This is a genomic window from Rossellomorea aquimaris, assembly GCF_001877785.1.
Taxonomy (GTDB): domain Bacteria; phylum Bacillota; class Bacilli; order Bacillales; family Bacillaceae_B; genus Rossellomorea; species Rossellomorea aquimaris_A.
Genome location: NZ_MINN01000128.1, coordinates 234594 through 258881 on the forward strand (window position 1 = coordinate 234594; position 24288 = coordinate 258881).

A 24288-nucleotide genomic window follows, 5' to 3' on the forward strand; every position below is an offset into this window, starting at 1 on the left:
ACTAAACGCCGCAGTTGATTTCCGTACAAGACTTCGCTTTCCGCGGGTAGCCCGTGAGCCTCCTCGGCAAGCCTGCGGGAAGAAAAGCGGAGGGGCTTTGAAAAGAGGCGGTTGGCATAAGGCGAATCGGCCACGAAGGCGCTCTTTGCCTTCTTGGCCGATTTGACTTATGACATGTGCCTCTAAACCCCGCAGCTAGACAAGTCTCACATCAGCTACTCTTCCCGCAGGAGTCTTCGTCTTGCACTACAATCAACTACTGGATGATAAGCATAAAAAAATTTTATATAAATAATTTGCGAAAAATTATCAAACAAAAGTATTTTAGGAGGAGATACTATGATGGGAATCATCCTGATCTTCGTGATTGGAGCAGCGATGCTCGCTCTTTTCAATTGGCTGATGGGGTATGGGAAAGGATATATCCAAATAGATTTTGAAGAACGTTTCTTCAAGGAGAAGGAACATATTGAAGCAATCAAGCTGGAACTTGAAAATCAGGGGAAAGAAGTTCACTATCAAGGTAACGGCCATTTTAAGATAGACGATCGCCCATATTCATTCATCGAACGAATCGTCTCCATGGGAGGAGTCCCGATGCAGCGGACCATTCTTAAACCGATTAAAAAGTAAAGGTCCGTCCACGCTAACGCGGTGTGGACGGACGATGACGAGGAGATGTATATGAAAGAAAATTATTTTGACGAACTGCTGAATATCAAAACGGGGAAGGATCAGATGGGGATGCCGAGGGCGATTCATTATCACCGCTATGAACCCACTCCATATGGGGCGCTTCAGGAGTTGTTCCAGGTGTACGAGTTGAAGAAGACTGACCGCGTTGTGGATTTCGGGTGTGGCAAGGGCCGTCTCAATTTTTTTACGCATTATTTATTTGGATCGACCGTCATCGGAATCGAGATGAATGAAGAGTTTCATCTTGAGGCCATCGAGAACCGGGAGAACTTTTTTAGAAAGCAGAAGGGCAGAAGAAGTGCGATAGAATTTCATTGCTGCCTGGCCGAAGAGTATGAGATCCACCCGGGTGATAACGTCTTCTATTTCTTCAACCCGTTTTCTGTGCAGATTTTTATGAAAATCATCAACAACATCCTATTCTCATTGGAATTTTCTCCCCGTGACATCGAAATCGTCCTCTACTACAGCTCGGACGATTATGTTCATTATCTGGAGAACCATTCACTGTTCGAACTTCGTAATGAAATCAATCTTTCCGGGGAGTATGAACATAATGTGTATGAGCGTTTTTTGGTTTATGGGCTCGCATATTGAATCCAGCAGATGATTTTGAAAAAACAGCTGCTGGTTTTTTTCTGTTTTCGAAAAATCGAAAGTACTACTTGGAAACATACTGTGGATTCACGGAGGGGACCGCTTTATACAATCTCTGCAGGATTACCATGGATACAGCTGTGACCCCCAGGTCCAAAGGCAGGTAGACCGCCATCCATCCCCAGGCGACGGTATAGCTGAAGCCGCTTGGCGCCTCCGCCCAGAATGAAAGGGCGACATACATAAAATTCGTACCGATTATGTAATTCAACACCAACGCAAGTATCCCCCCTGTAGTATATCCAAAGATGTTCCTCTTTCTTTCCAGCACCATACCGACTGCAAAAGCGACAGCGATAAAAGACAGAACGAATCCGAATGTGGGGCTCAATAAACTGGAAGGACCACCTTTAAACTGGGCAAAAACAGGAGCCCCGGCCAGGCCGAGTGCCAAGTAAACCGTCATCGCTTTTGCGCCTGTCCTGCTCCCCAGCATCCCTCCGGCAAGAATCGCAAACATCAACTGAAGCGTGACGGGGACCCCGCCGATCACCAGAAACGGTGAGATATTCGCCCCGACCGCCATCAGGGCGGCAAAGAGGCCGCATAATACTATTTCTTTCGTTTTACTCATCTTCATACTATCCTTCCTCATAATGTGATATGATACTTATTATCAAATATGTTAACTAAAAAGTAAATATGGTTAACATAGATAAAAAGGAGGAAATTAAGTGGGTGGTTTTTTTGTCACAGGCACCGATACTGAAATTGGCAAGACAATGATCACAGCTGTGTTGACCCGCCATTATCTTGAGCGGGGATCCGACACGTTCCCTTACAAGCCTGTCCAAAGCGGAGCTGAATGGGAAGGGGAGAAGCTGACTGCACCGGACACCGTATTTTATGAACGTTTCGCAGGCAGGGAATTTGGACCTGAAACCAATACATATCTTTTGAAAATACCAAGTTCTCCTCACCTGGCAGCAGCGTTGGAAGGCGTGAAAATTGAATCTCAGCCGATTGTTGATCAAACAGAGAAACTACTAAACTCTCATGAACTCGTGTTTGTGGAAGGGGCAGGCGGATTGATCGTCCCGTTGAATGAGGAAGAAACGATGATCGACCTGATCGACCGACTGTCGCTGCCAGTCATCCTGGTGGCAAGGGCGGGTCTTGGAACGATCAATCACACGGTCCTGTCGGTAATGGCGCTGAAACAGAGAAACATCAAAATCGCCGGGATCGTCCTCAACCGGGTGACATCCGATGAGCTGACGGAGATCGAAGAAGACAATAGAAGAATGCTTCAGAAATTATCAGGTGTTCCCATCATAGGCACCTTTCCATACATAACAGGCCGGGAAATAGAAAAACTGGACGTCGGAGAAATCCTTGAACACTGGAACATGAATATTTTAGAGGAGGCAATGCAGCATGAATCAAGAAAAGCTTATTGAAAAAAGCAGCCAGTATCTTTGGCTCCCGTTTACTCAAATGAAGGACTATGATGCAGATCCACTGGTGATTGAAAGCGGGGAGGGGGTATACCTCCGTGATATCCACGGAAAAGAGTATCTCGATGGATACTCATCTCTATGGCTGAATGTCCATGGTCACCGGAATGAAGAAATCAATCATGCCATCAAGGAACAGCTGGATAAAATCGCCCACTCGACATTGCTTGGTGCTTCCAATATTCCGTCGATCCTGCTGGCAGAAAAGCTGATCGACCTTTCTCCCGAAAAGCTGAAGCGGGTGTTCTATTCAGACAGCGGTGCAACATCGGTGGAAATCGCGATTAAAATGGCGTATCAATATTGGCAGAACATCGGAAGGCCAGAGAAGCAGAAATTCATCACACTTAAAAATGCCTATCATGGGGATACGGTAGGGGCCATCAGCGTGGGGAAAGTGGATATCTTTCACCGCGTCTATAAATCTCTCATGTTCCATTCCCTGGTTGCCCCGTTTCCTGATGTCTACCACCATCCCGACCTGGATGATGCAGATGAAATCCGCGATCGGTGCCTTCAGGAGCTGGAGGAGATCCTCAGAGAATATCACCACGAAATTGCCGGAATGACCGTCGAATCGCTGATACAGGGAGCCGGCGGGATGAATATCATGCCAAAAGGGTATTTTAAAGGAGTCGAAGATCTTTGCAGGAAATACAATATCCTTCTGATCGTCGACGAGGTGGCGACAGGGTTTGGCCGCACCGGAAAAATGTTCGCCGTAGAGCATGAAGGCGTCCAGCCTGATATCATGACGGTTGCAAAAGGGATTACGGGCGGATATCTGCCAATCGCAGCGACACTGACGACGGAAGAAATCTATGAAGCATTTTACGACGACTATAATTCTTTAAAAACATTCTTCCACGGCCATTCCTACACAGGAAATCAGCTTGGATGCGCAGCTGCACTTGCCAATCTTGAAATCTATAAGAGAGAAAATCTGATAGAGAAGACACAGGAGAAAATATCAATAATTGAAAATCTGCTGAAGCCGTTGAAACAGCATCCACACGTAGGGGATATCCGGCAGCTCGGGATGATCTGCGGTATCGAATTGGTGATTGATAAGGAGTCAAAAAAACCTTTCGAGTGGGAAGACAGAGTCGGATATCATACCACCCTGAAAATGAGGGAACTCGGCATGCTGACTCGCCCGATCGGGGATACGATCGTCTTCATGCCGCCGCTTGCAGCGAATGAAGAGGAACTTAGGGAGATGGTGAGTATCATGAGTGAAGCGATTGAAATGACGACGAAGAAATATGCAGGTGAAAAAGCAGTGTGAGTTTGTGGGGGCGTACCAGGTACCACATAGGTATGTTTGTACCAGGTACAGAACCCTTGAATTGTGCCAGGAACAAAATCTCTGATTTGAGCCAGGCACAAAACGCTTGAGTTGAGCCAGGCACAATACCCCGTATCTGTGCCTGGCACCCCCAACCAAATCTCACTCCACAACTGACTCCAACAAATAATCCACAATATGAACAGCCCGCATCTTCTCAGAAAGTCCTTCCCGCTCGATCCCGAGCTTCATCTGGAGGAGGCAGCCGGGATTTGCAGTGACGATCGTGACTGCACCCGTGGCAGCTGCGTTTTCCATTTTGTGATCGAGGATCTTCATGGACATTTCGGATTCGACGATATTGTAGATACCGGCAGAACCGCAGCAGTGATCGGCCTGCATCATCTCTTTGTATTCGGCCCCTTCTATTGATTGAAGGAGGATGCGGGGCTCCATGAATGTCCGCTGTACGTTACGGAGGTGGCAGGAATCCTGGTAGGTGATCCGTCCCCCCTCAGAACGCAGTTTCACTTTTTTATGAAACTCAAGCTCTACTAAAATAGAAGAGATGTCCTTGATCTTACTTTTAAACTGTACGGCTCGGTCTTTCCATTCTGGGTCGTCCTTCAACAGATGGTCATAGTCGACGAGGAAGGCACCGCACCCGCCGGCATTGGTGATGATATAATCAATGCCGGCTTCTTCAAATGCCTCGATATTCCTTCTTGCTAATTGTTTGGCGGCATCTTTCTCGCCGCTGTGGCCGTGAAGGGCACCGCAGCACGTCTGAGTGTCAGGGATGGCGATCTCGCATCCGGCAAGCTGCAGAAGCCTTGTCGTCGCGTTATTTGTTTCCAGGAACATCGTATCCATCAAGCACCCGGAGAAGAAAGCGACCTTTTTCTTCTTCTCACCTATTGACGGCAGGGAAGACGGCCGGTTCTTCATTTCTTTCAATCTTGGAACCTTTGGGAGGACCCGTTCCATCACAGCCATGCTTTCAGGGAACAACTTCATGACCCCTGTGGCGTGGGCGGCCTTCTGCAGTCCCGACCGCTGATAGATTCCAAGAAGGTGGGTCACCATCCTCATCCTTCCCGGGTGAGGGAATAACCCTTCGAAAACCGTCTTCCGAAGAACACGTACGGGAAGGGAATGCTTTTTGTTCTGGTTGATGATATCGCGTGCTTCCTCTAAAAGATGGCCGTAGTTCACGCCTGAGGGGCAGACCGGCTCGCATGCCCTGCACCCGAGGCAGAGGTCAAGTGATCTTTCCACGTCTTCATCCGGTTCGATGACCCCGTCGACCACTGCCTTCATCAGGGCGATGCGGCCGCGGGGGGAATGGGATTCCTTGAAGCCCGATTCGATATAGGTGGGGCAGGAGGGGAGGCAGAAACCGCATCTCATGCAGTTCAGGAGCTCGTCCTGATCAATGCGATCCTTGAATTCCTGCTGTATCTGTTGTCTTTCCCTGGTTGTCGTCATCTTGAAATCACCACTCGTTTTCTTGATTCTTTCGCAAATACTTTATTCGGGTTCATTATATTATTCGGGTCGAATGACTGCTTGATCATTTTCATCGCCCCGATTCCTTCTGGTCCAAGCTTCCACTCCAGATAGGGTGCTTTCATCATCCCGACTCCGTGTTCGCCGGTGATGGTGCCGCCGAGTTCTATGGCATGGGCAAAGATTTCCTCAAATGCCGCCTCGACTCGCTCCACTTCATCATGATCCCTGGCATCGGTGGCCACGGTAGGGTGGAGGTTGCCGTCACCTGCATGGCCGAATGTACAGATTTTCACATCATGACGTTCGGCGATTTCATTGATCGCTTTAACCATTTTGGCGATTTCCGAACGGGGAACCGTTGCATCTTCCAGAATGGTCGTCGGCTTCAGGCGGGCGAGCGCCGACAGGGCAGAACGGCGGGCAGTGCGGAGAGCCTCTGCCTCCACTTCTGTCGCTGCCAATTGGACAGATACTGCCTGGTTCTCCAGGCACACCTCTTCCATTCGTTTCATATCCCGTTCTACCACTTCACGGGGGCCATCCTGTTCAATCAGGAGTACTGCCTTCACGTCAGTGGGAAGCCCTATATTTGCAAAATCCTCGACAACTTCCAATGTAGGCTGATCGAGAAATTCGAGGGTGGCAGGGATGATCCGGTTCGAGATGATGTTTGAAACACTCTTTGCAGCTGCTTCAATATCTTGATAGAGTGCGAGCATCGTCTGTTTCGTTTCCGGCATCGGTACAAGTTTCAGCGTTGCTTCCGTTATGACACACAGAGTTCCTTCGGATCCGACAAAGAGACGGGTCAAATCATATCCGGCAACGTCTTTTGCAAGTTTCCCGCCCGTCCGCACGATATCACCATTAGGAAGGACCGCTTCCAAAGCAAGGACATAATCGCGGGTGACGCCATACTTCAATCCTCTTAGACCTCCTGAATTTTCATTGATGTTGCCGCCTATCGTTGATATTTTCATAGAACTTGGGTCCGGGGGATAAAAGAGACCCCGTGCTTCGACCTCATTGATCAGATCCAGAGTAACCACTCCCGGCTGCACGGTGACTGTCAGATTCTCTTCATCCACCTCCAGAATCCTGTTCATATGGGTGAACAGAAGAACGAGACCGCCTTCTGTCGGACACGTGCCTGCACATAAGTTCGTACCTGAACCTCTTGGGACGATCGGCACGCGATGCTCATTGCATAGTTTCACAATTTCCGAAACTTCCTGTGTTGTGCGGGGGACGATGACGGCATCCGGCATCGATTGGAAATTTGGCGTTGCAACATAGGAATAGACGAGTCTTTCTGCAGAACTTTCCCTGTAGTGGTCTTCACCGACCACTTCGATGAATTGTTTTTTTAATGAAGTTGAAATCATGGATATACCGCCTTTAATAAAGATATGAAAGAAAGGACGAGCCTTATAAAATAAGTCCGTCCCGTTTCTTATGGATTATTTGGAAGAATGAAAAGCGGCAACGGCATCGCGTAAATGCCCGTCATGCTTTTTCAGGAGTTCGAGTACCCCTTTGCCTCTAAGCCCCGTCATGATCTGCAGGATTGCGGCTTTCGTATGGTTGTTTTGTTCGGCAAGGGCAGCACGTGCTTCTTCATCTGAAGCGCCGGTTGCGGTCTTGACGATGTTTTCTGCACGTTTGCGGAGTTTTTCATTGGTCATCTGGACATCGACCATGAGGTTCCCGTAGACTTTTCCGATTTTGATCATGGAGGCAGTGGTCAGCATATTCAACACAAGCTTCTGGGCAGTGCCGGCCTTCATGCGTGTGGATCCGGTCACTACTTCCGGGCCGACGATCGGAGCAATCGTGTAAGCTGAGATTTTCTCCATCTCGGAGTCCTTGCTGCAGACGATCGATACGGATACCGCCCCGATTTCGTTGGCGTATTCCAAAGCACCGATGGTATAAGGGGTGCGTCCGCTTGCGGCAATCCCGACTACGACATCGTTCCCGGTCAAGCCGATATCAATAAGATCCTGTTTTCCCTGATCGCCGTCATCTTCTGCGCCTTCGATCGCTTCAGTGGTCGCTTCTTTTCCCCCTGCGATGATGCCGATTACCATCCCGGGATCCGTTCCATATGTAGGCGGGCATTCTGAGGCGTCAAGTATCCCCAGGCGGCCGGACGTACCCGCGCCAGTATAGATCAGGCGTCCTCCTTTATTGAAGGCTTGTACAATCTTGTCCACTACTTCGCTGATTGAAGGGATTTCCTTTGCAATCGCGTTTGGAACGAGGAGATCTTCCTGATTGATGACTGTAACGATTTCTTCAGTGTCCATCAAATCGATGTTCAATGTTTTTGGGTTTTGCTGTTCTGTGTTCAATTTCGTTAAGTTCATTTTGTATCCCTCGCTAGTAATTGAAATTTGCCTCCCGCTTTTATTTCATGGATGAGGGGGAGGTCTTCGTACACGACCCTTGCGATGACATTGACTTTATCATCTTTCGGCAGGTCCCGTTTCATGATCTGAAGTTCACCGGAATATCTGCCGTATAATTCATTATCGACCGTCACCGTTCCCACTCTGCGCTCAACCGTGCTGCACGGTTCGATGGTTTTTCCGTTTCCGGCATATGACCGTGATTCCACTGACCTTATGACGTCCCTTGCAGGATCCATCCGGTTCGTATGCACCCCTTCAAGGAGGTGAGAGTAATCCTTATCTGTAAGTAATTCTACAGTTAAAGGGATGACACCTTTATCGATGATGTTCAGTGTCTTGAGCGTTTCTTCTTTCGAGGAAGGGTCCCCGATCAGTATTTTATCTGTATAACCCGAGTACTTTAATTGTGCCGCTGCAAGAGCGGGGGAGAGCCTCCGGTGCTGTTCAAGTGTGGGCAGCCCTTCGAATATCGGGCCGCGAAGCGTATCGTCGCCCGGTATGAACGCCATCGTCGTAATACCCCTGGAACTCAGCATGACGTTTCGCTCTATTAAAAAATCAAGGTCCAGCCCCGTTTCGGGACGGGGATAGAAATTATGCCAGGCCTCGACGTTTTCCACATTTAATCCTTTTTCAATCAGACTGTCAAGTTCAGCATCAGATACGGTGCTCGCATTGATCCCGATCTTCAGCTGTTTTGAAAGATTCACGATTTCATCCGGGGAAAAGCCATAATCAACCCTGATCCCGGCCAGTCCCCAATCGAGAAGCAGCGGGACTCTATCTCCGTCAATCCCCAAATGGCCGAGTGACTTCGGCGACACGTCGGCCATCAGTTCCATATTATATGTACGGGCAAGGCTGCCGAGCTCCTGAAGCAGGTCTTTATAGGTTTCCGGATTATCTTCAGGAATATGAAGGGAGGTAAAGATGGACTTAAATCCATAAGAGGAGGTCTTCCTGATCCATTCCGCATTCTTTTCCCTGTTTTCTTCTTTAAGATAAATTGAGATTCCCAGCATGTTTTCCACTCCTTACATGAAGGCTGTTTTCTAAAAGATTGGTACTTTTCGTAAATTGGCTAGCAGCCTGAATATTGCTTGTGGACGTGCTCTTTTCGAATTCAACTTTAAACGACAGGTGGACAAAGATCAGAAAATACGCAAGTTCCGGTATTTTCTTGTGTGTAAAGCAACAAAGTATGCGAAAAGAGCTTACATGAAAAAACGTAAAGAAGGAGGAAGACCCTCCTTCTTTACTAAAGTATGATTCTACTTAAATATCCTTTGCCATTTCATCTTTGAATCCGAACATCCATGTGAAGAGGAATCCGAATACGTACGCGATCAGGACACCTGCAAGATACAGAAGGATCTGCCCGTCTTCCATCAGGAAGGCAAGAGGGATACCTGATACACCGATTGCAATGGTTGCCGTTTTAAAGACAGCCTGGAAAGCACCCCCGACGGCAGCACCGAGACAAGCCGTGATGAATGGACGCCCAAGCGGCAGCGTGACTCCGAAGATCAGCGGTTCGCCGATACCAAGGATTCCAACTGGAAGTCCGCCTTTGATTACTTTTCTCAATCGCTGGTTCTTTGTTTTGAAGTAAATCGCAAATGCTGCACCAACCTGACCGGCACCACCCATGGCAAGGATCGGAAGGAGCGGGTCATTTCCGATTGTATTGATCAATTCCATATGCACCGGAGTCAAGCCCTGGTGAAGTCCGGTCACAACAAGAGGAAGGAATGTACCTGCAAGGATCAGTCCCGCAAAGAAACCGCCCATGTCGATCAGTCCGAGTAAACCTTTTGTGATTAAATCTGAAATGAAACCTCCGACAGGCTGGAGGATGACTAGAGTGGCGAATCCGGTAATCAGTAGTGACAGCGTCGGAGTAATGATGATATCCACTGCTGAAGGAACTACTTTACGGATTCTCTTCTCAAGGAATGCGATGAAAACGGCAGCAAGCATGACGCCGATTAAACCGCCGCGTCCAGGTACAAGATCTTCCCCAAATAATGTGATATTGGCAAGACCAGGGTTGATGATGAGGATGCCGGCTGCACCGCCAAGGGCAGGAGAACCACCAAATTCTTTCGCGGTATTAATACCGACGAATACACCAAGGTAACCAAATAGACCCCATCCGATCAAGTTAAGGATCTCAATCAGTGTCGATTCAGGATTAACACCCGATCGAACGATGACGTTTGTGAGCCCTGCAATCAGCCCGGAAGCAACGATAGCCGGAATCAGCGGAATAAAGATACTGGCTATTTTACGTAAAAATAATTTGAATGGCGTGGCGTTCTTTTTCTTTAAATCTGCTTTTGTACGATCGGCGAGTCCTTCGAATGAAAAGTCCTCATCTTCCTCGTCCACTGATGAAACAGACTTTCCTGTCATCGCTGAAACTTCAGCTGCGACCTTGGTGACAATTCCCGGTCCCAATATGATCTGAATCGTTTCTGCTTCGACTACCCCAAGCACCCCGTCTATTTTTTTGATGCCTGCTAAGTCGACCCTGCCCTCATCGATCGGTTTGACGCGAAGCCGCGTCATACATGATTCCAATGAGGCGATATTATCAGGTCCGCCAAGAAGCCCGGTAATTTCCTGGGCCAATCTTTCTTCCTTCCGCATAAAATTCTCCCCTTTTTAATAAAAATGTAATAACTAATAATGAATTCGCTTACAAAGTATCATATCAACTATTAGTATAGATGTCTATACCATTTATCGAAAGAAAAGAACAAGTTTTTAAGAATAATAGACAAAAAACTCACCCCGGGCTTATCAGCCCCTGGTGAGTTTTTTTATCTCAGTCTTTCGATATCCATCTTGTATTTGTATTTATCCCCCCGGTAAGTGGACTTTACCAGTTCAAATGGAGAGCCGCCTTCAAGGTATGTTTCGCGCTGGATGAATAAAACCGGTTCTCCTTTTTCCAGCTTCAGGTGTTTGGCGTCATCTTCGGTCGCAGCTGCAGCCTCGATCGATTGAGAGGCGTGGCCGAGCTTTAATCCGATTTCTTCCTCCACATATTGATATAGGGAGTGAGACAGAATTTCCTGACTCAGGCCCGGAATCAGTTTTACAGGGATATAGGTCGTCTCGATGGCCATCGGTTCATTGCTTGCAAGACGGATCCGTTTAATTTTATAAACAAGGTCATCTTCCTTCAAGCTGAAATGATGAACCAGATCATCGGTCGGACTCGAGAGTTCAAAATGGATTAATTTATTGCCGGGTTCAAGCCCGCGTCTTCTCATGTCCTCACTGAATGAGGTCAAGCCATGCAGGGATTGTTCGAATTTATGCTGTGAAACATAAGTACCGCTCCCTTTTTTCCGGTACAAGAAATTTTTATTGACTAGGTTGGTGATCGCCTGGCGGACGGTCATCCGGCTGATAGTGAATTGTTCAGCAAGTTCTCTTTCAGAAGGAAGCACGTCCCCGGGTTTGAGGACACCGGAGTCAATCATCCCTTTTATATGTTCTTCAATTTGGTAATACAGAGGTAAAGGAGACTTTTTATTGACCAATATCATTGTCACCGTCCTGAGAAGTATAGTGTTTAACGTATCCTGATTCATACTTTCGTTCATAATCAAACATATCTTACCATCTGAATCAATATGATGTCTATACCAGTATGAAGTGGGCTGTGAATATATTCCTGGATTTTATGTCTATTTTTAGTCTAAAATTAAATTGGTATAGACAACTATGACCTGAAATGATACATTCACAACAGATAAAGTTTACTCGGAAGGGGAATGAAATATGAGCAGCCCTGATAACTGCATTATTAAAAATCTGCGAATATATGCCGAAAATGGCATCATGAAAAATGGATTTATTAAAATAGAAGGTGAAACAATCACTGAAATCGGAGAGATGGATCGTTTACAAAATAACGGGGAGTACAGAGAGATCTCAATCCCTGGTAATGTTTCAGTAATCCCGGGTATGATCGATGTCCATATCCACGGCGTCAAAGGTGCGGACACGATGGATGCCAGCATAGAAGCGCTTGAAACGATGACGAGGGCACTTCCGCAGGAAGGGACGACAAGTTTTCTTGCAACGACAATGACAGAGTCGAAAGAGAAGATCGAAAAAGCGTTGATCAAGACGGGAGAGTATATCGAAGCAGGACAGGAGAGGGGAAAGGCGGAAATTCTCGGCATCCATCTGGAGGGACCGTTCATTAACAGCGGGAAAGCAGGTGCCCAGCCGCTGCATCATATTGCAAAGCCGTCTGTCGAGATGTTTGACAGCTGGCAGCAGGCTTCCCGAAATCACATTAAGCTGGTGACGATTGCCCCCGAAATGGATGAAGAACATACAGTGATCCGGCATTTAAAGAAAAATGGGGTCGTCGCTTCAGCAGGCCATTCCGCTGCGGGATATGATGAAATGGGCCGGGCCATCGAAAGTGGAGTCAGTCATGTCACGCATCTTTTCAATCAAATGACCGGCTTGCATCACCGTGAACCGGGAATAGTAGGTGCAGCCTTCAACCGCAGGGAATTGATGGTGGAACTGATTGCGGACGGCATCCACGTCAGACCCGAAGCCGTGGAAATCGCCTTTCAGCAAATCACTGAAGAACGGATGATACTTATCACAGACTCCATGCGCGCCAAATGCCTGAAGAACGGAAGATACGATCTTGGCGGACAGATGGTGACCGTGAAGGACGGCATGGCACTTTTAGATGAAGATACGCTGGCGGGGAGTGTACTGGAAATGAAGTCTGCCTTTCAAAATATCCAGAAGTTCACTGGATGTTCAATGGAGGAAGCCATCAGGATCACCTCCGAGAATCCCGCCAGACAGCTGGGTGTGTTCGACAGGAAAGGAAGCATCGCTGCCGGCAAGGATGCCGACCTCGTGATACTGGATGAGCACATGGACGTTTTAATGACGATCTGTAAAGGGAAAACAGCCTATATGAGGGGAGGCGGTACCAAGTGAAAATCATTGAAGTATCCGACTATAAGCAGATGAGTGAAAGAGCGGCTCAGCACGTGATCAAAAAAGTCAGGAGTTCCGGCTGTTTGACGCTTGGACTTGCCACAGGTGGAACACCAAAAGGGCTGTATGGTGAACTTATCGAGGATCATTTTACAAACGGGACCTCCTATAAATGCGTCAATACGTTCAATCTAGACGAATATATCGGACTGACAAAGGAAGATCCGAACAGCTATTATCAATATATGTGTTCGAATCTCTTTTCTCATATTGATATCCCGCTCTCTCAAACGCATATTCCATCCGGGATGGCAGATGATGCTGCGGAGGAATGCCGCCGTTATGAAAACATGATCGAAGAAGCCGGCGGCATTGACCTTCAGATCCTCGGCATTGGGGAGAACGGGCATATCGGTTTCAATGAACCCGGGACTTCCTTTCAATCAGGTACACACATCGTGAATCTGACTGAGTCAACTAGGGAAGCAAATGCCCGCTATTTTGATTCGCTTGTGGAAGTGCCCCGGCAGGCCATCACGATGGGCATCTCAAGCATCATGAAAAGCAAAGAAATCCTTCTGCTCGTATCAGGAGAATCAAAACGGGAAGCCATGCAGAAGCTCATCGAAAATGACGTAACCGAAAACTTCCCCGCTTCAATCCTGAAAAAACATCCAAAAGTCACCATCATCGCCGATTCGGATGCCCTTGCTTGATCTGAAAACCTTCACTCTATGCAGTGAGGGTTTTTTGTATCCGTAGATAATCACACCTGAATGGTTTACTATTATAGATAAAGCCATATTAAATTCCTTCATATTGACCATACTGATGAATGAAGGAAATAGAGGTGAAACATATTGTTTAAAGAGATTTCAATAAACGAATTGCTTTCTGATCATTCCAATGACTATGTATTGGTCGATGTCCGTTCACCTTCTGAGTATGAAGAAATGACGATCCCAGGCAGCTTTAATATCCCCGTCTTTGATGACAAGGAAAGAGCGGAAGTTGGGACGCTTTATAAGCAAGTGAGCAAAGAGGCGGCAACAGACAGAGGACTTGAACTTTTCTCCGCAAAGCTTCCTGATTTCATAAAAAAATTCAAAGAACTCCCCGGGAAGAAAGTGGTCTACTGCTGGCGGGGAGGCATGAGAAGCAAATCCGCTGCCACATTCCTTGATTTGATGGGGATTGAGACGTACAGGATAAAAGGAGGGATACGTACATACCGTCATTGGGTTTTGGATCAGCTGGAGTCGATTGAATTGACACAGGAAGCGTTTGTCCTGAACGGAGGAACCGGCACAGGGAAAACAGAGATCCTTCACAGACTGGCACAAGAGGGATTTCCGGTACTCGACCTGGAGAGGCTGGCGAATCACCGAGGCTCTGTTTTCGGCGGGCTTGGACTGACTCCCCACAATCAGAAAACATTTGATTCTCTTTTAGTGAATGAAGTGAAGCGGCTAGAACATCACCCGCTCGTCCTTTTTGAAGCGGAAAGCAAACGGGTTGGGAAAGTACTCCTTCCTTCTTTTATATTGAATAAAAAAGAACAAGCCACACATATCTTCATTGAACTGCCGATTGAGGAAAGAGTCGGGCATATCATGAAGGAATACAGACTTCATGAACATCACGAAGAATTTGTAAAGTCTTTCAGTCAGATCAAACGCCGGATCCACAGCCCGACCGCCAATCAGATTGAAGAAGAATTGAAAACACGAAACTATGAAACGGTATTGGAATTGCTGCTGACCTACTATTATGATCCCAGATACAAGCACTCTGCAGAAAAGTACAGTGATGAGCAGAAAATCATCCTGAAGGTGGATACAATTGATGAAGCGGTTAAAGCAGTCAAGGGCATAGTGGCTGGGAAAAAAGGACTGGTGGGAAGCAACTGATTGCAACGTGTTGTCGAAAAGCAGTCAATATTTCCCGGAAAATGTCACAGTCAAATCAATTTCAGAAAACTAACCTCGAATTAACCGGGGTTATTTTTTTTGCCAGGTTTGCTCAAGAGCTAAACCGGTTATATAAAGTTGAGTGAACCAAACTATGACCACTACAAAAATACGTAAAACCAACCCGTATAATCTCACCCTCAAAAAAATTTTTTTCAATGAAAAATCCACATAAAAATTCAAAAACATTTATAACTATGTATTCTTATGCGCCAAGATTTTGTAAACGATTTCTTTATTGAAATAACAAGGTTTTAAAGTTTTTGAAAATTTAGTAAAATAGACAATTCTCCTTGTGATTTCCGCCTTAATATTCTTTAACTTAAGTGTTTAAAAGGCTTCGAATCATTGACTAAATTTTTCGTTTTTTCTAAATTTCATGATATACTAACAAAAATTAAGAAAATTCGATTAAAAGATAATATTATCTTTCAATAATAGTAATCCAGTAGAGGGGGACGTTGTGAATGAAAAATAATCTTCCTTCAGCGCAGGGATTGTATGATCCGGCGCATGAACATGAAGCTTGCGGTATTGGGATGATCGCCAATATAGATGGCAGGAAATCTCATAATATCGTGCAAAACGCCATCAATATCCTTTGTAATCTTGAACACCGGGGAGGGCAATCCGCCGATACCAGCACCGGTGACGGAGCAGGTATCCTGACTCAGATTCCACACAGATTCTTCAAGAAACAATGTGAAAAAGAAGATATCCATTTGCCTGGTGAAGGTGAATACGGAGTGGGGATGGTCTTCCTCCCTGAAGAGTATGATTCACGGATGCAGAGTAAAGAATTATTCGAACGGATCATCGAAGAAGAAGGACAGAAGACACTCGGATGGAGACCTGTACCAATCAATGATTCCTTTGTTGGTAAAGTTGCTTCAAAGTCAAAGCCGTTCATCCGGCAGGTGTTCATCGGCGCTTCCGATGATATGAAGACACGGATGGATTTTGAAAGAAAATTGTATGTCATCCGAAAACGAATCGAGAAGGAAACATCGCAGATTGAGGAATTAAGAGATGTATACTTGTGCAGCTTATCTTCCACAACCATTGTATACAAAGGGATGCTCATCCCTGAACAGCTGGATTCCTTTTACATCGACCTCAATCACCCTGAGTTCCAATCCGCACTGGCCCTGGTGCATTCCCGCTTCAGTACGAATACATTTCCAAGCTGGCAGCGATCACACCCTAACCGATATACCATCCATAATGGAGAATTCAATACATTAAGAGGTAACGTCAACTGGATGAGAGCACGTGAACAGCTGTGCCATTCTTCTGCTTTCAGTGAAGAAGATCTGGAGAAAATCCTTCCGGTCATCGATGAGACTGGCAGTGACTCATCCATGTTCGATAATGCATTTGAGTTCCTTCATTTGTCTGGAAGATCACTTGCCCATACGGCGATGATGATGGTACCGGAACCTTGGGAGAATGATGATACGATTCATCCAAAGAAAAAGGATTTTTATGAATATCATAGCTGCCTGATGGAGCCGTGGGACGGACCGGCCGCACTTGTGTTTACGGACGGTAAACAAATCGGGGCATGCCTTGACCGTAACGGTCTGAGACCTGCAAGATATTATGTAACGAAGAATGGCATGATTGTCCTTGGATCGGAAGTCGGTGCGCTCGATATCTTTGCTGATGATATCGTCTACAAAGATCGTCTTCAGCCGGGAAAAATGCTTCTCGTCGACTTGGAAAAAGGAAGAATGATTCCTGATGAGGAAATCAAGCTCAGAGTGGCAAACGAACAGCCTTACAGACACTGGCTGAACAACTATAAAATAGAACTGAAAGATTTGCCTGAAGCTCCATATGGTTCTGAAATCTTCACATCTGAAGAAGTACTCGCTCAGCAGCAGGCATTCGGTTATACCACAGAAGAAATCAATAAAATCATCAAACCGATGGTAACGGACGGGAAAGACCCGGTCGGTTCAATGGGCTACGATTCCCCTCTTGCCGTGCTGTCGAAAAAGCCGCAGCTTCTTTATAACTATTTCAAGCAGCTGTTTGCACAGGTAACTAATCCGCCGATCGATGCGATACGTGAACAGATCGTCACATCTGTCGGTACGACGATCGGGGCGGAAGGAAATCTTGTCGATCCGGGTCCTGAAAGCTGCAGGCATATCCGTCTGGACACGCCTGTCCTTACACAGGAAGAACTTGAAAGACTTCGCTACCAAAATGAAGAAGGCTTCAAGACTGTCACTCTAACGACTTTGTTTAACGTAACAGAGGAAGAGGATCAGCTTGAAGGTGCTCTGGATAAACTATTTGCCAGAGCCGACCTTGCGATCAAAGACGGAGCAACCCTTTTGATTTTATCCGACAGAGGGGTGTCAAAAGAGCGTGCCGCCATACCGGCTCTGCTTGCCGTATCGGGTCTGCATCAGCACCTGATCCGTCAACGTTCCCGGACTAAGGTCAGTCTGCTGGTTGAATCAGGTGAGCCGCGTGAGGTCCATCATTTTGCCACTTTACTCGGTTACGGAGCGGAAGCCATCACTCCATATCTTGCATATGAGTCACTCCGCGACCTTGTTAATAAAGGGGAGCTGCAGCAAAGGACATACAGGGAAGCAGTCAAAACTTATGTGAAGGCTGCAACGGACGGCGTCATGAAGGTCCTCTCTAAAATGGGCATCTCCACGATCCAAAGTTACCGCGGTGCCCAGATATTTGAAGCAATCGGGATCCATAATGAAGTCATTGATAAATACTTTACCCGCACCGCTTCAAGATTGGGCGGAATCAAGCTCGATATCATTGAAAAAGAAGTACTGATGAGACACCGCAAGGCATTTGTAGAGAGAAAAGACTACAATCGTAAGTTGGAGTCCGGTGATGAATTCCAATACCGCAAAAATGGAGAAGATCATCAATATAACCCAGCTACAATCCATACGCTTCAGCATGCATGCAGAACGAACAATTATGAAACGTTCAAGAAATATTCGACTATGCTGACAGATGAGAAGCAGAACCTGCAGTCACTCCGGGGCCTTCTTTCCTTTAAGAAGAGACAGCCGGTACCGATCGAGGAAGTCGAATCGGTGGAAGAGATCTGCAGGAGATTCAAGACCGGTGCGATGTCATTCGGTTCGATCAGCCAGGAAGCCCATGAGGCCCTTGCAATCGCAATGAACCGCATCGGCGGACGGAGCAACTCCGGAGAAGGCGGAGAGCATCCAAACCGTTTCACACGGGATGAAAATGGCGACCTCAGACGCAGCTCCATCAAGCAGGTGGCCTCCGGTCGTTTCGGGGTGACAAGCCATTATCTTGTCAACGCAGATGAAATTCAAATCAAGGTGGCACAGGGAGCGAAGCCTGGTGAAGGCGGACATCTTCCAGGGAAGAAAGTATATCCATGGGTCGCAGAAGTACGCGGATCCACGCCGGGTGTCGAGCTTATTTCTCCGCCGCCTCACCATGATATCTATTCAATCGAGGATCTTGCCGAACTGATCCACAACTTGAAAAACGCCAATCCTCAGGCACGGATCAGCGTGAAACTAGTATCGGCCGTTGGTGTAGGAACCATTGCTGCAGGTGTGGCAAAAGGCCGTGCCGATGTCGTACTGATTTCAGGATACGACGGAGGAACAGGCGCCGCTCCGAGAACGAGCTTAAAGCATACAGGTCTGCCTTGGGAAATCGGTCTTGCCGAGGCCCACCAGACCCTGCTTCTGAACCGCCTGCGTGATCGGATTGTCGTTGAAACCGACGGGAAAATGATGACCGGCCGTGACGTGGTCGTAGCTTCCCTGTTGGGAGCGGAAGAATTCGGCTTCTCGACTGCACCTCTGGTCGTTCTTGGCTGCGTCATGATGCGTGTGTGCCATATGAATACATGTCCAGTCGGAATTGCGACACAGGATCCTGAGCTTCGCAAGAAATATATGGGGGACCCGGAGCATGTGGCAAACTTCATGCGATTCGTCGCACAGGAAGCGAGAGAGCTGATGGCGGAGCTTGGTTTCAGAACGATCAATGAAATGATCGGAAGAACCGATGTGCTCCTAGCCAATGAAGCGATCGACCACTGGAAAGCAAAAGGACTTGACCTCTCAGCTCTCCTGTATCAGCCGGATGTACCTGAGAAAGTCAGCAGATATGCTGTCAGAAAACAAGATCATGAACTGGAAAAGACATTTGATTATCAAGAGCTGATTCCGCGATGCCGGAAAGCGATTGAAGATAAAGAACCGGTTGAAGTCTCGACCGCTATCCGGAACATCAACCGGGTGACGGGGACGATGCTCGGAAGCGAGATAACGAAGCGCTACGGTGCTGAAGGACTGCCTGAAGACACCATCCGCCTGAAATTTACAGGTTCGGCAGGACAGAGTTTCGGAGCATATATCCCTAAAGGATTGACGCTGAGACTTGTCGGGGATGCAAATGACTTCGTAGGAAAAGGATTATCCGGCGGTAAAATCATTGTTCATCCTGATCAGACTTCAACTTTTATCCCTGAACGCAACACGATCATCGGGAATGTATCATTCTACGGTGCATCTGCCGGTGAAGCCTATATCTACGGAATTGCCGGAGAGCGATTCTGTGTAAGGAACAGCGGCGCCAACGTCGTGGTAGAAGGTGTCGGGGATCACGGGTGCGAATACATGACAGGCGGAAAAGTCGTCATTCTTGGCAAAACGGGACGGAATTTTGCGGCAGGTATGTCAGGAGGGACCGCATATATCCTCGATGAGGACGGTTCATTTGGTTCCCGCTGTAATAAGGAGCTTGTCCTCCTGCAGCCGTTATTCGACCCTGAAGAAACAAAAGAAGTATACGACATGATCCAGAACTATGTTGATTATACAAACAGTGCGAATGGAAAGAAAATACTGGATAATTGGGATGCCTATGTATCCAAATTCGTACGTGTGATACCGAAATCGTATCTGAAGATGAAAGAGAGAATATCAGAGCTGGAAGACAGCGGCCTGGAGAAATTCGATGCTGAAATGACTGCATTTGAAGAAAGTACAAAAAAATTAGAGGCAGTAAAATAAGAAATGCGGAAGGGCTTTGCACAGAGGCGGGTGGCATAAGGCGGATTGGCCATGAGGGCGTTCTTTGCCTTCCTGGCCAACTTGACTTATGACATGTGCCTCTAAGCCCTGCAGCTGGACAAAAAGAAAAGCGGAAGCGCCTTGCCCCAGCCCCGACAAGCGTTGGAGGACTGACCGGTGAAGTCTGCTCTATGACTTCATCGGGCGGACCGAAACGTCTCGAGGGGCTAGGCGCTGCAGCTGGACAAAAAGAAAAGCGGAAGCGCCTTGCCCAGCCCCGACAAGCGTTGGAGGGCTGACCGGTGAAGTCTGCTCTATGACTTCATCAGGCGGACCGAAACGTCTCGAGGGGCTAGGCACTGCAGCTGGACAAAAAGAAAAGCGGAAGCGCCTTGCCCAGCCCCGACAAGCGTTGGAGGGCTGACCGGTGAAGTCTGCTCTATGACTTCATCGGACGGACCGAAACGTCTCGAGGGGCTAGGCGCTGGAGCTGGACAATTCTCAAAGTTGAATTTTATTTTAATAGATATATAGGAGGGGGATATGGATGGGAAAACCGACTGGTTTCATGGAATACAAGAGACAAACGCTGGATGAAAGGAAACCTGCAGACCGTACGAAGGACTGGGATGATTATACTCTCCCTCTTTCAGAAGAGGAGGTCAGGAAGCAGGGGGCACGCTGCATGGACTGCGGCGTCCCTACCTGTCAGTCCGGCATGGAGCTTGCAGGTGTCACCACTGGGTGCCCTGTTTATCATCTGATTCCAGAATGGAATGACCTGGTGTATCAAGGACAGTGGAAGGAAGCATTGAAAAGGGAGCACGAAATGAACAACTTCCCGGAGTTCACGGGCTTTGCCTGCCCGGCTCCCTGCGAAGGGGCATGCGTCCTCGGCATCAATGAACCTCCTGTCGCAATCCGCACGGTGGAAAGGTCCATCATCGAGAAAGGTTTCGAAGAAGGATGGGTTGTGCCGCAGCCTCCAGAGATCCGTACGGGAAAAAGGGTGGCAGTGGTAGGTTCCGGTCCTGCAGGATTGGCCGCCGCCGCACAGCTGAACAAAGCAGGTCACCTGGTAACCGTATTCGAACGGAATGACCGTGTGGGAGGTCTACTGACTTATGGCATTCCGGAAATGAAGCTTCCATACTCTGTCGTGAAGCGTCGTGTGGATATCCTTGAAAAAGAGGGCATCAAATTTGTAACGAATACAGAAGTGGGGAAAGATATTTCCGCTTCTGAATTAAAGAGTGAGTTCGATGCCGTCATCCTTTGCGGAGGGGCCACAGTCCACCGGAACTTAGAAGTAGAAGGAAGAAATTTAAAGGGCGTCCACTATGCAATGGACTTCCTTCATGCAAACACCAAGAGCCTGCTGGATTCCAATTTTGCTGATGGGGAATACCTGTCTGCAGCAGGGAAAAATGTGATTGTCATCGGAGGCGGGGACACGGGCACAGACTGCCTCGCAACTTCTATCAGACATAACTGCAAAAGCCTGACACAGTTCGATATCTATGCAAAAAAAGGGGCGATCCGCGATGAAGTTGGGAACCCGTGGCCGCAATATCCGATTGTCCATCGTGTTGAGTATGGACAGAAGGAAGCGGAAGAAGTATTCGGTCATGATCCGCGTGCCTATGCCGTCATGACGAAGAAATTTGTCGGGGATGAAAACGGTCATATCAAAGAAGTCCATACAGTGAACGTATCCTTGAAAATTGATGAGAACGGAAACCGTATCAGAGAAGAGCTTCCGGGCACGGAAAAAGTATGGCCGGCAGATCTTGTTCTGCTTGCAATCGGCTTCAGCGGTCCTGAGCAGGGTCTGTTGAAGGAACTTGAAATCGAAACAAAAAGTAACACGACTGTCGATGCCGAGTACGATAAGTACACAACCAATGTAGAAGGCGTTTTTGCAGCAGGAGACATGCGCCGCGGTCAAAGCCTGATCGTCTGGGCGATCAACGAAGGGCGCGGAGCTGCACGTGAATGCGACCGTTTCTTGATGGGTACGAGTGAACTGCCATAATATAATTCTAGAATAGACCTCCAGGGATACCATTCTGGAGGTTTATTTATTTTTTACAGAAAACACTTGTCACTACCATAATTTTCTATTACTATTCTACTAAGCCATAAGTCTCTTTTCTCCCGGGTTCTTTAAAGGGAAAATAGATGAAAGGGTTTTCAAACGTCTTTACATATGATTCTAAACTGGTCCAAGAGTGAATAGTTTCTACTAGGGGAGTATTGTCCAAATCCGGACAAAACGTCCAGCATCCAGAAAGACAGGAAGTGGTGTCAAGACTATCAATTGGAGGATGGCTTTAGAATCAACAGAGAACTCACTAGATAGGGGGAAAAACAAAATGATGAAGTATTTACAAAGAATCGGGCGTTCATTGATGCTTCCGGTTGCCGTTCTTCCGGCAGCAGCAATTCTGATGGGGATCGGATATTGGATCGACCCGACAGGTTGGGGTGCCGACAGTCCGGTTGCCGCTTTCCTGATTAAGGCCGGCTCATCGATCATCGATAATATGGCCGTATTGTTTGCGGTGGGTGTGGCCTTGGGAATGGCGAAAGCTAAAGATGGGTCCGCTGCATTAAGCGGGCTGGTCGCTTATCTTGTCATCACAACACTGCTTTCACCAGGTTCCGTTGCGATGCTGGAAGGGATGGATGCGGAAAGTGTCAATCCTGCATTCGCCAAGATTGGAAATCAATTCGTAGGAATTCTTTCAGGGCTCGTAGCGGCTGGTATGTACAACCGTTTCAGTCATGTGAAGCTGCCGGATGCACTTGCCTTCTTCAGCGGGAAGCGGCTGGTTCCGATTATGTCTGCCGTTGCGATGCTTGTTGTTTCAGGTATCATGCTGTTCGTATGGCCTGTCATCTATACAGCACTTGTTTCATTCGGTAAAGAGATCAGTGCCTTGAGCTTCACGGGAGCAGGACTCTATGGATTCTTCAACCGACTGCTGATCCCGACCGGACTGCACCACGCATTGAATTCGGTATTCTGGTTCGATGTGGCGGGAATCAACGATATCGGCAACTTCTGGTCCGGCAAGGGCGAGAAGGGTGTAACCGGAATGTACCAGGCCGGATTCTTCCCGGTCATGATGTTCGGTTTGCCGGCGGCGGCACTTGCCATGTATCATGCGGCAAAGCCTGCCAAGAAGAAGCAGGTTGCCTCCCTTATGCTGGCGGCTGGTTTTGCTTCCTTCTTTACAGGGGTAACAGAACCTCTTGAATTCGCGTTTATGTTCGTAGCTCCAGCTTTATACGTTGCGCATGCCGTATTGACCGGTTTATCGCTTGCCATTGCGTCATTCTTCCAATGGACGGCAGGATTCGGTTTCAGTGCGGGATTCGTTGACTTTGTTCTGAGTTCGAGGCTCCCGCTGGCGAATATGCCGTATATGCTCCTCGTCCAGGGAATCGTGTTCGCCCTTATTTATTACTTCCTGTTCCGTTTCCTGATTGCAAAATTCAATCTGATGACGCCGGGACGTGAAGAAGACACAGAAGAAGGTGCGATCACCAACCCCGTAGCAGGAGGTGACCGTTTCTCTGCCATGGCTTCTGAAATCTATGCCGGCCTTGGCGGTGATGAAAATGTCACATCCGTCGACAACTGCGTCACACGCCTCCGCGTCGAAGTAAAGGACATGGATAGGGTCGACCAGCAGCGGATCAAAGCAACCGGAGTACCGGGAATCAATATCGTAGGCACAAACTCCATCCAGGTCGTAATCGGCACTTCCGTTCAATTTGTGGCGGATGAGGTTGAGAAGCTGCGGAATAAATAGAGCGAGATGTAATGAGAGTTTAAGTTATTATTAGGTTGAATTAGCGGTTATGGATGTGACCTGTTCCGACTGCAGTATCTATGTGAAACGACTAGTATGCAGGAAGGTCGTTTTGCATGAAAAACTATAGTTTTATGTGAGAAATGGATTGCGAAACGAAGAAAAAAGCAGGCTTTTCCTTTTGGGGAAGTCTGTTTTGGCTTTTAGCGAAGAAATATGGCCACTGATCGTGTCGTTATGCTCCGATTTGGGGAAATATGATCCTGTTTGGAAAAATACGATCCTATTTGATGATTTATGATCCATTCGACAAAAAATACGATCCTATTTTGAATTATATGATCTTATAAGAATGATTCTAAATAATGCCAGCCCGACCCGACCCGACCGCCTGCTCACTCACCGACACAACCAACACGCCGGACGG

Annotated in this window: 17 protein-coding genes; 10 read left to right on the forward strand and 7 right to left on the reverse strand. The window is 47.5% G+C overall.

The annotated features are described in order from the left end of the window. Positions 1 to 339: 339 nt before the first annotated feature. Positions 340 to 633, forward strand: a complete 294-nt coding sequence (locus BHE18_RS19625; RefSeq protein ID WP_235860386.1) for a hypothetical protein — start codon at positions 340 to 342, stop codon at positions 631 to 633. 51 nt (positions 634 to 684) lie between these two features. Continuing rightward, positions 685 to 1293 (forward strand): methyltransferase, encoded by a 609-nt coding sequence (locus tag BHE18_RS19630; protein ID WP_071620188.1) that lies wholly within the window; start codon positions 685 to 687, stop codon positions 1291 to 1293. A gap of 64 nt (positions 1294 to 1357) precedes the next feature. Here BHE18_RS19630 and BHE18_RS19635 read toward each other — a convergent pair whose 3' ends face one another. Further along, positions 1358 to 1933 carry a biotin transporter BioY gene (locus tag BHE18_RS19635; RefSeq protein ID WP_071620189.1) on the reverse strand — a complete coding sequence of 192 codons (576 nt, stop codon included), beginning with the start codon at positions 1931 to 1933 and terminating at the stop codon, positions 1358 to 1360. Between the two features lie 94 nt (positions 1934 to 2027). Between BHE18_RS19635 and bioD the strand changes: the two genes are divergently transcribed. After that, positions 2028 to 2753, forward strand: coding sequence for a dethiobiotin synthase (gene bioD / locus BHE18_RS19640; RefSeq protein WP_071620190.1), 726 nt, complete (start codon positions 2028 to 2030; stop codon positions 2751 to 2753). Next, positions 2731 to 4098: an adenosylmethionine--8-amino-7-oxononanoate transaminase gene (gene bioA / locus BHE18_RS19645; protein ID WP_071620191.1), complete on the forward strand. Its 1368-nt coding sequence runs from the start codon at positions 2731 to 2733 to the stop codon at positions 4096 to 4098. Before bioD ends, bioA begins: the two co-directional genes overlap by 23 nt. 162 nt (positions 4099 to 4260) lie before the next feature. On the opposite strand, the gene BHE18_RS19650 is transcribed toward bioA, so the two are convergent. From BHE18_RS19650 to BHE18_RS19675, 6 genes are all read right to left on the reverse strand, one after another. After that, the gene (locus BHE18_RS19650; RefSeq protein WP_071620192.1) at positions 4261 to 5586 is read right to left on the reverse strand and encodes a (Fe-S)-binding protein; all 1326 of its coding nucleotides are present in this window, start codon (positions 5584 to 5586) and stop codon (positions 4261 to 4263) included. Next, entirely contained in the window at positions 5583 to 6995 is a 1413-nt protein-coding gene (gene glcD, locus BHE18_RS19655; protein ID WP_071620193.1) for a glycolate oxidase subunit GlcD, read from the reverse strand. The genes BHE18_RS19650 and glcD overlap by 4 nt, the downstream gene beginning before the upstream one ends. A gap of 75 nt (positions 6996 to 7070) precedes the next feature. Beyond that, entirely contained in the window at positions 7071 to 7979 is a 909-nt protein-coding gene (gene murQ / locus BHE18_RS19660) for an N-acetylmuramic acid 6-phosphate etherase (protein ID WP_071620194.1), read from the reverse strand. Beyond that, complete coding sequence (locus BHE18_RS19665; RefSeq protein ID WP_071620195.1) at positions 7976 to 9046, reverse strand: DUF871 domain-containing protein; 1071 nt, start codon at positions 9044 to 9046, stop codon at positions 7976 to 7978. Before BHE18_RS19665 ends, murQ begins: the two co-directional genes overlap by 4 nt. A 253-nt stretch (positions 9047 to 9299) precedes the next feature. Further along, positions 9300 to 10676 (reverse strand): PTS transporter subunit EIIC, encoded by a 1377-nt coding sequence (locus BHE18_RS19670; RefSeq protein ID WP_071620196.1) that lies wholly within the window; start codon positions 10674 to 10676, stop codon positions 9300 to 9302. 173 nt (positions 10677 to 10849) lie between these two features. Next, entirely contained in the window at positions 10850 to 11584 is a 735-nt protein-coding gene (locus BHE18_RS19675) for a GntR family transcriptional regulator (protein WP_328585902.1), read from the reverse strand. A gap of 235 nt (positions 11585 to 11819) precedes the next feature. Here BHE18_RS19675 and nagA point away from each other — a divergent pair, with 235 nt between their 5' ends. The 6 genes from nagA (at position 11820) to nagE (ending at position 23861) form a co-directional block, all read left to right on the forward strand. After that, positions 11820 to 13016: an N-acetylglucosamine-6-phosphate deacetylase gene (nagA, locus tag BHE18_RS19680; protein WP_071620197.1), complete on the forward strand. Its 1197-nt coding sequence runs from the start codon at positions 11820 to 11822 to the stop codon at positions 13014 to 13016. Next, positions 13013 to 13732, forward strand: a complete 720-nt coding sequence (gene nagB, locus BHE18_RS19685) for a glucosamine-6-phosphate deaminase (RefSeq protein WP_071620198.1) — start codon at positions 13013 to 13015, stop codon at positions 13730 to 13732. Before nagA ends, nagB begins: the two co-directional genes overlap by 4 nt. A 144-nt stretch (positions 13733 to 13876) precedes the next feature. Then, positions 13877 to 14926, forward strand: a complete 1050-nt coding sequence (gene mnmH, locus BHE18_RS19690; protein ID WP_071620199.1) for a tRNA 2-selenouridine(34) synthase MnmH — start codon at positions 13877 to 13879, stop codon at positions 14924 to 14926. 527 nt (positions 14927 to 15453) lie between these two features. After that, entirely contained in the window at positions 15454 to 20040 is a 4587-nt protein-coding gene (gltB, locus tag BHE18_RS19695) for a glutamate synthase large subunit (RefSeq protein WP_071620200.1), read from the forward strand. Positions 20041 to 20587: 547 nt separating this feature from the next. Then, complete coding sequence (locus BHE18_RS19700; protein WP_071620201.1) at positions 20588 to 22075, forward strand: glutamate synthase subunit beta; 1488 nt, start codon at positions 20588 to 20590, stop codon at positions 22073 to 22075. Between the two features lie 340 nt (positions 22076 to 22415). Beyond that, complete coding sequence (gene nagE, locus BHE18_RS19705; RefSeq protein ID WP_071620202.1) at positions 22416 to 23861, forward strand: N-acetylglucosamine-specific PTS transporter subunit IIBC; 1446 nt, start codon at positions 22416 to 22418, stop codon at positions 23859 to 23861. Positions 23862 to 24288 lie beyond the last annotated feature (427 nt).

Coding starts and splice junctions, on each gene's coding strand:
- gltB (WP_071620200.1), top strand. CDS start 15,454: ATGAAAAATAATCTTCCTTCAGCGCAGGGATTGTATGATCCGGCGCAT.
- murQ (WP_071620194.1), bottom strand. CDS start 7,979: ATGAACTTAACGAAATTGAACACAGAACAGCAAAACCCAAAAACATTG.
- BHE18_RS19650 (WP_071620192.1), bottom strand. CDS start 5,586: ATGACGACAACCAGGGAAAGACAACAGATACAGCAGGAATTCAAGGAT.
- BHE18_RS19700 (WP_071620201.1), top strand. CDS start 20,588: ATGGGAAAACCGACTGGTTTCATGGAATACAAGAGACAAACGCTGGAT.
- BHE18_RS19665 (WP_071620195.1), bottom strand. CDS start 9,046: ATGCTGGGAATCTCAATTTATCTTAAAGAAGAAAACAGGGAAAAGAAT.
- nagA (WP_071620197.1), top strand. CDS start 11,820: ATGAGCAGCCCTGATAACTGCATTATTAAAAATCTGCGAATATATGCC.
- bioA (WP_071620191.1), top strand. CDS start 2,731: ATGAATCAAGAAAAGCTTATTGAAAAAAGCAGCCAGTATCTTTGGCTC.
- BHE18_RS19630 (WP_071620188.1), top strand. CDS start 685: ATGAAAGAAAATTATTTTGACGAACTGCTGAATATCAAAACGGGGAAG.
- BHE18_RS19625 (WP_235860386.1), top strand. CDS start 340: ATGATGGGAATCATCCTGATCTTCGTGATTGGAGCAGCGATGCTCGCT.
- BHE18_RS19670 (WP_071620196.1), bottom strand. CDS start 10,676: ATGCGGAAGGAAGAAAGATTGGCCCAGGAAATTACCGGGCTTCTTGGC.
- glcD (WP_071620193.1), bottom strand. CDS start 6,995: ATGATTTCAACTTCATTAAAAAAACAATTCATCGAAGTGGTCGGTGAA.
- BHE18_RS19635 (WP_071620189.1), bottom strand. CDS start 1,933: ATGAAGATGAGTAAAACGAAAGAAATAGTATTATGCGGCCTCTTTGCC.
- nagE (WP_071620202.1), top strand. CDS start 22,416: ATGATGAAGTATTTACAAAGAATCGGGCGTTCATTGATGCTTCCGGTT.
- BHE18_RS19675 (WP_328585902.1), bottom strand. CDS start 11,584: ATGATATTGGTCAATAAAAAGTCTCCTTTACCTCTGTATTACCAAATT.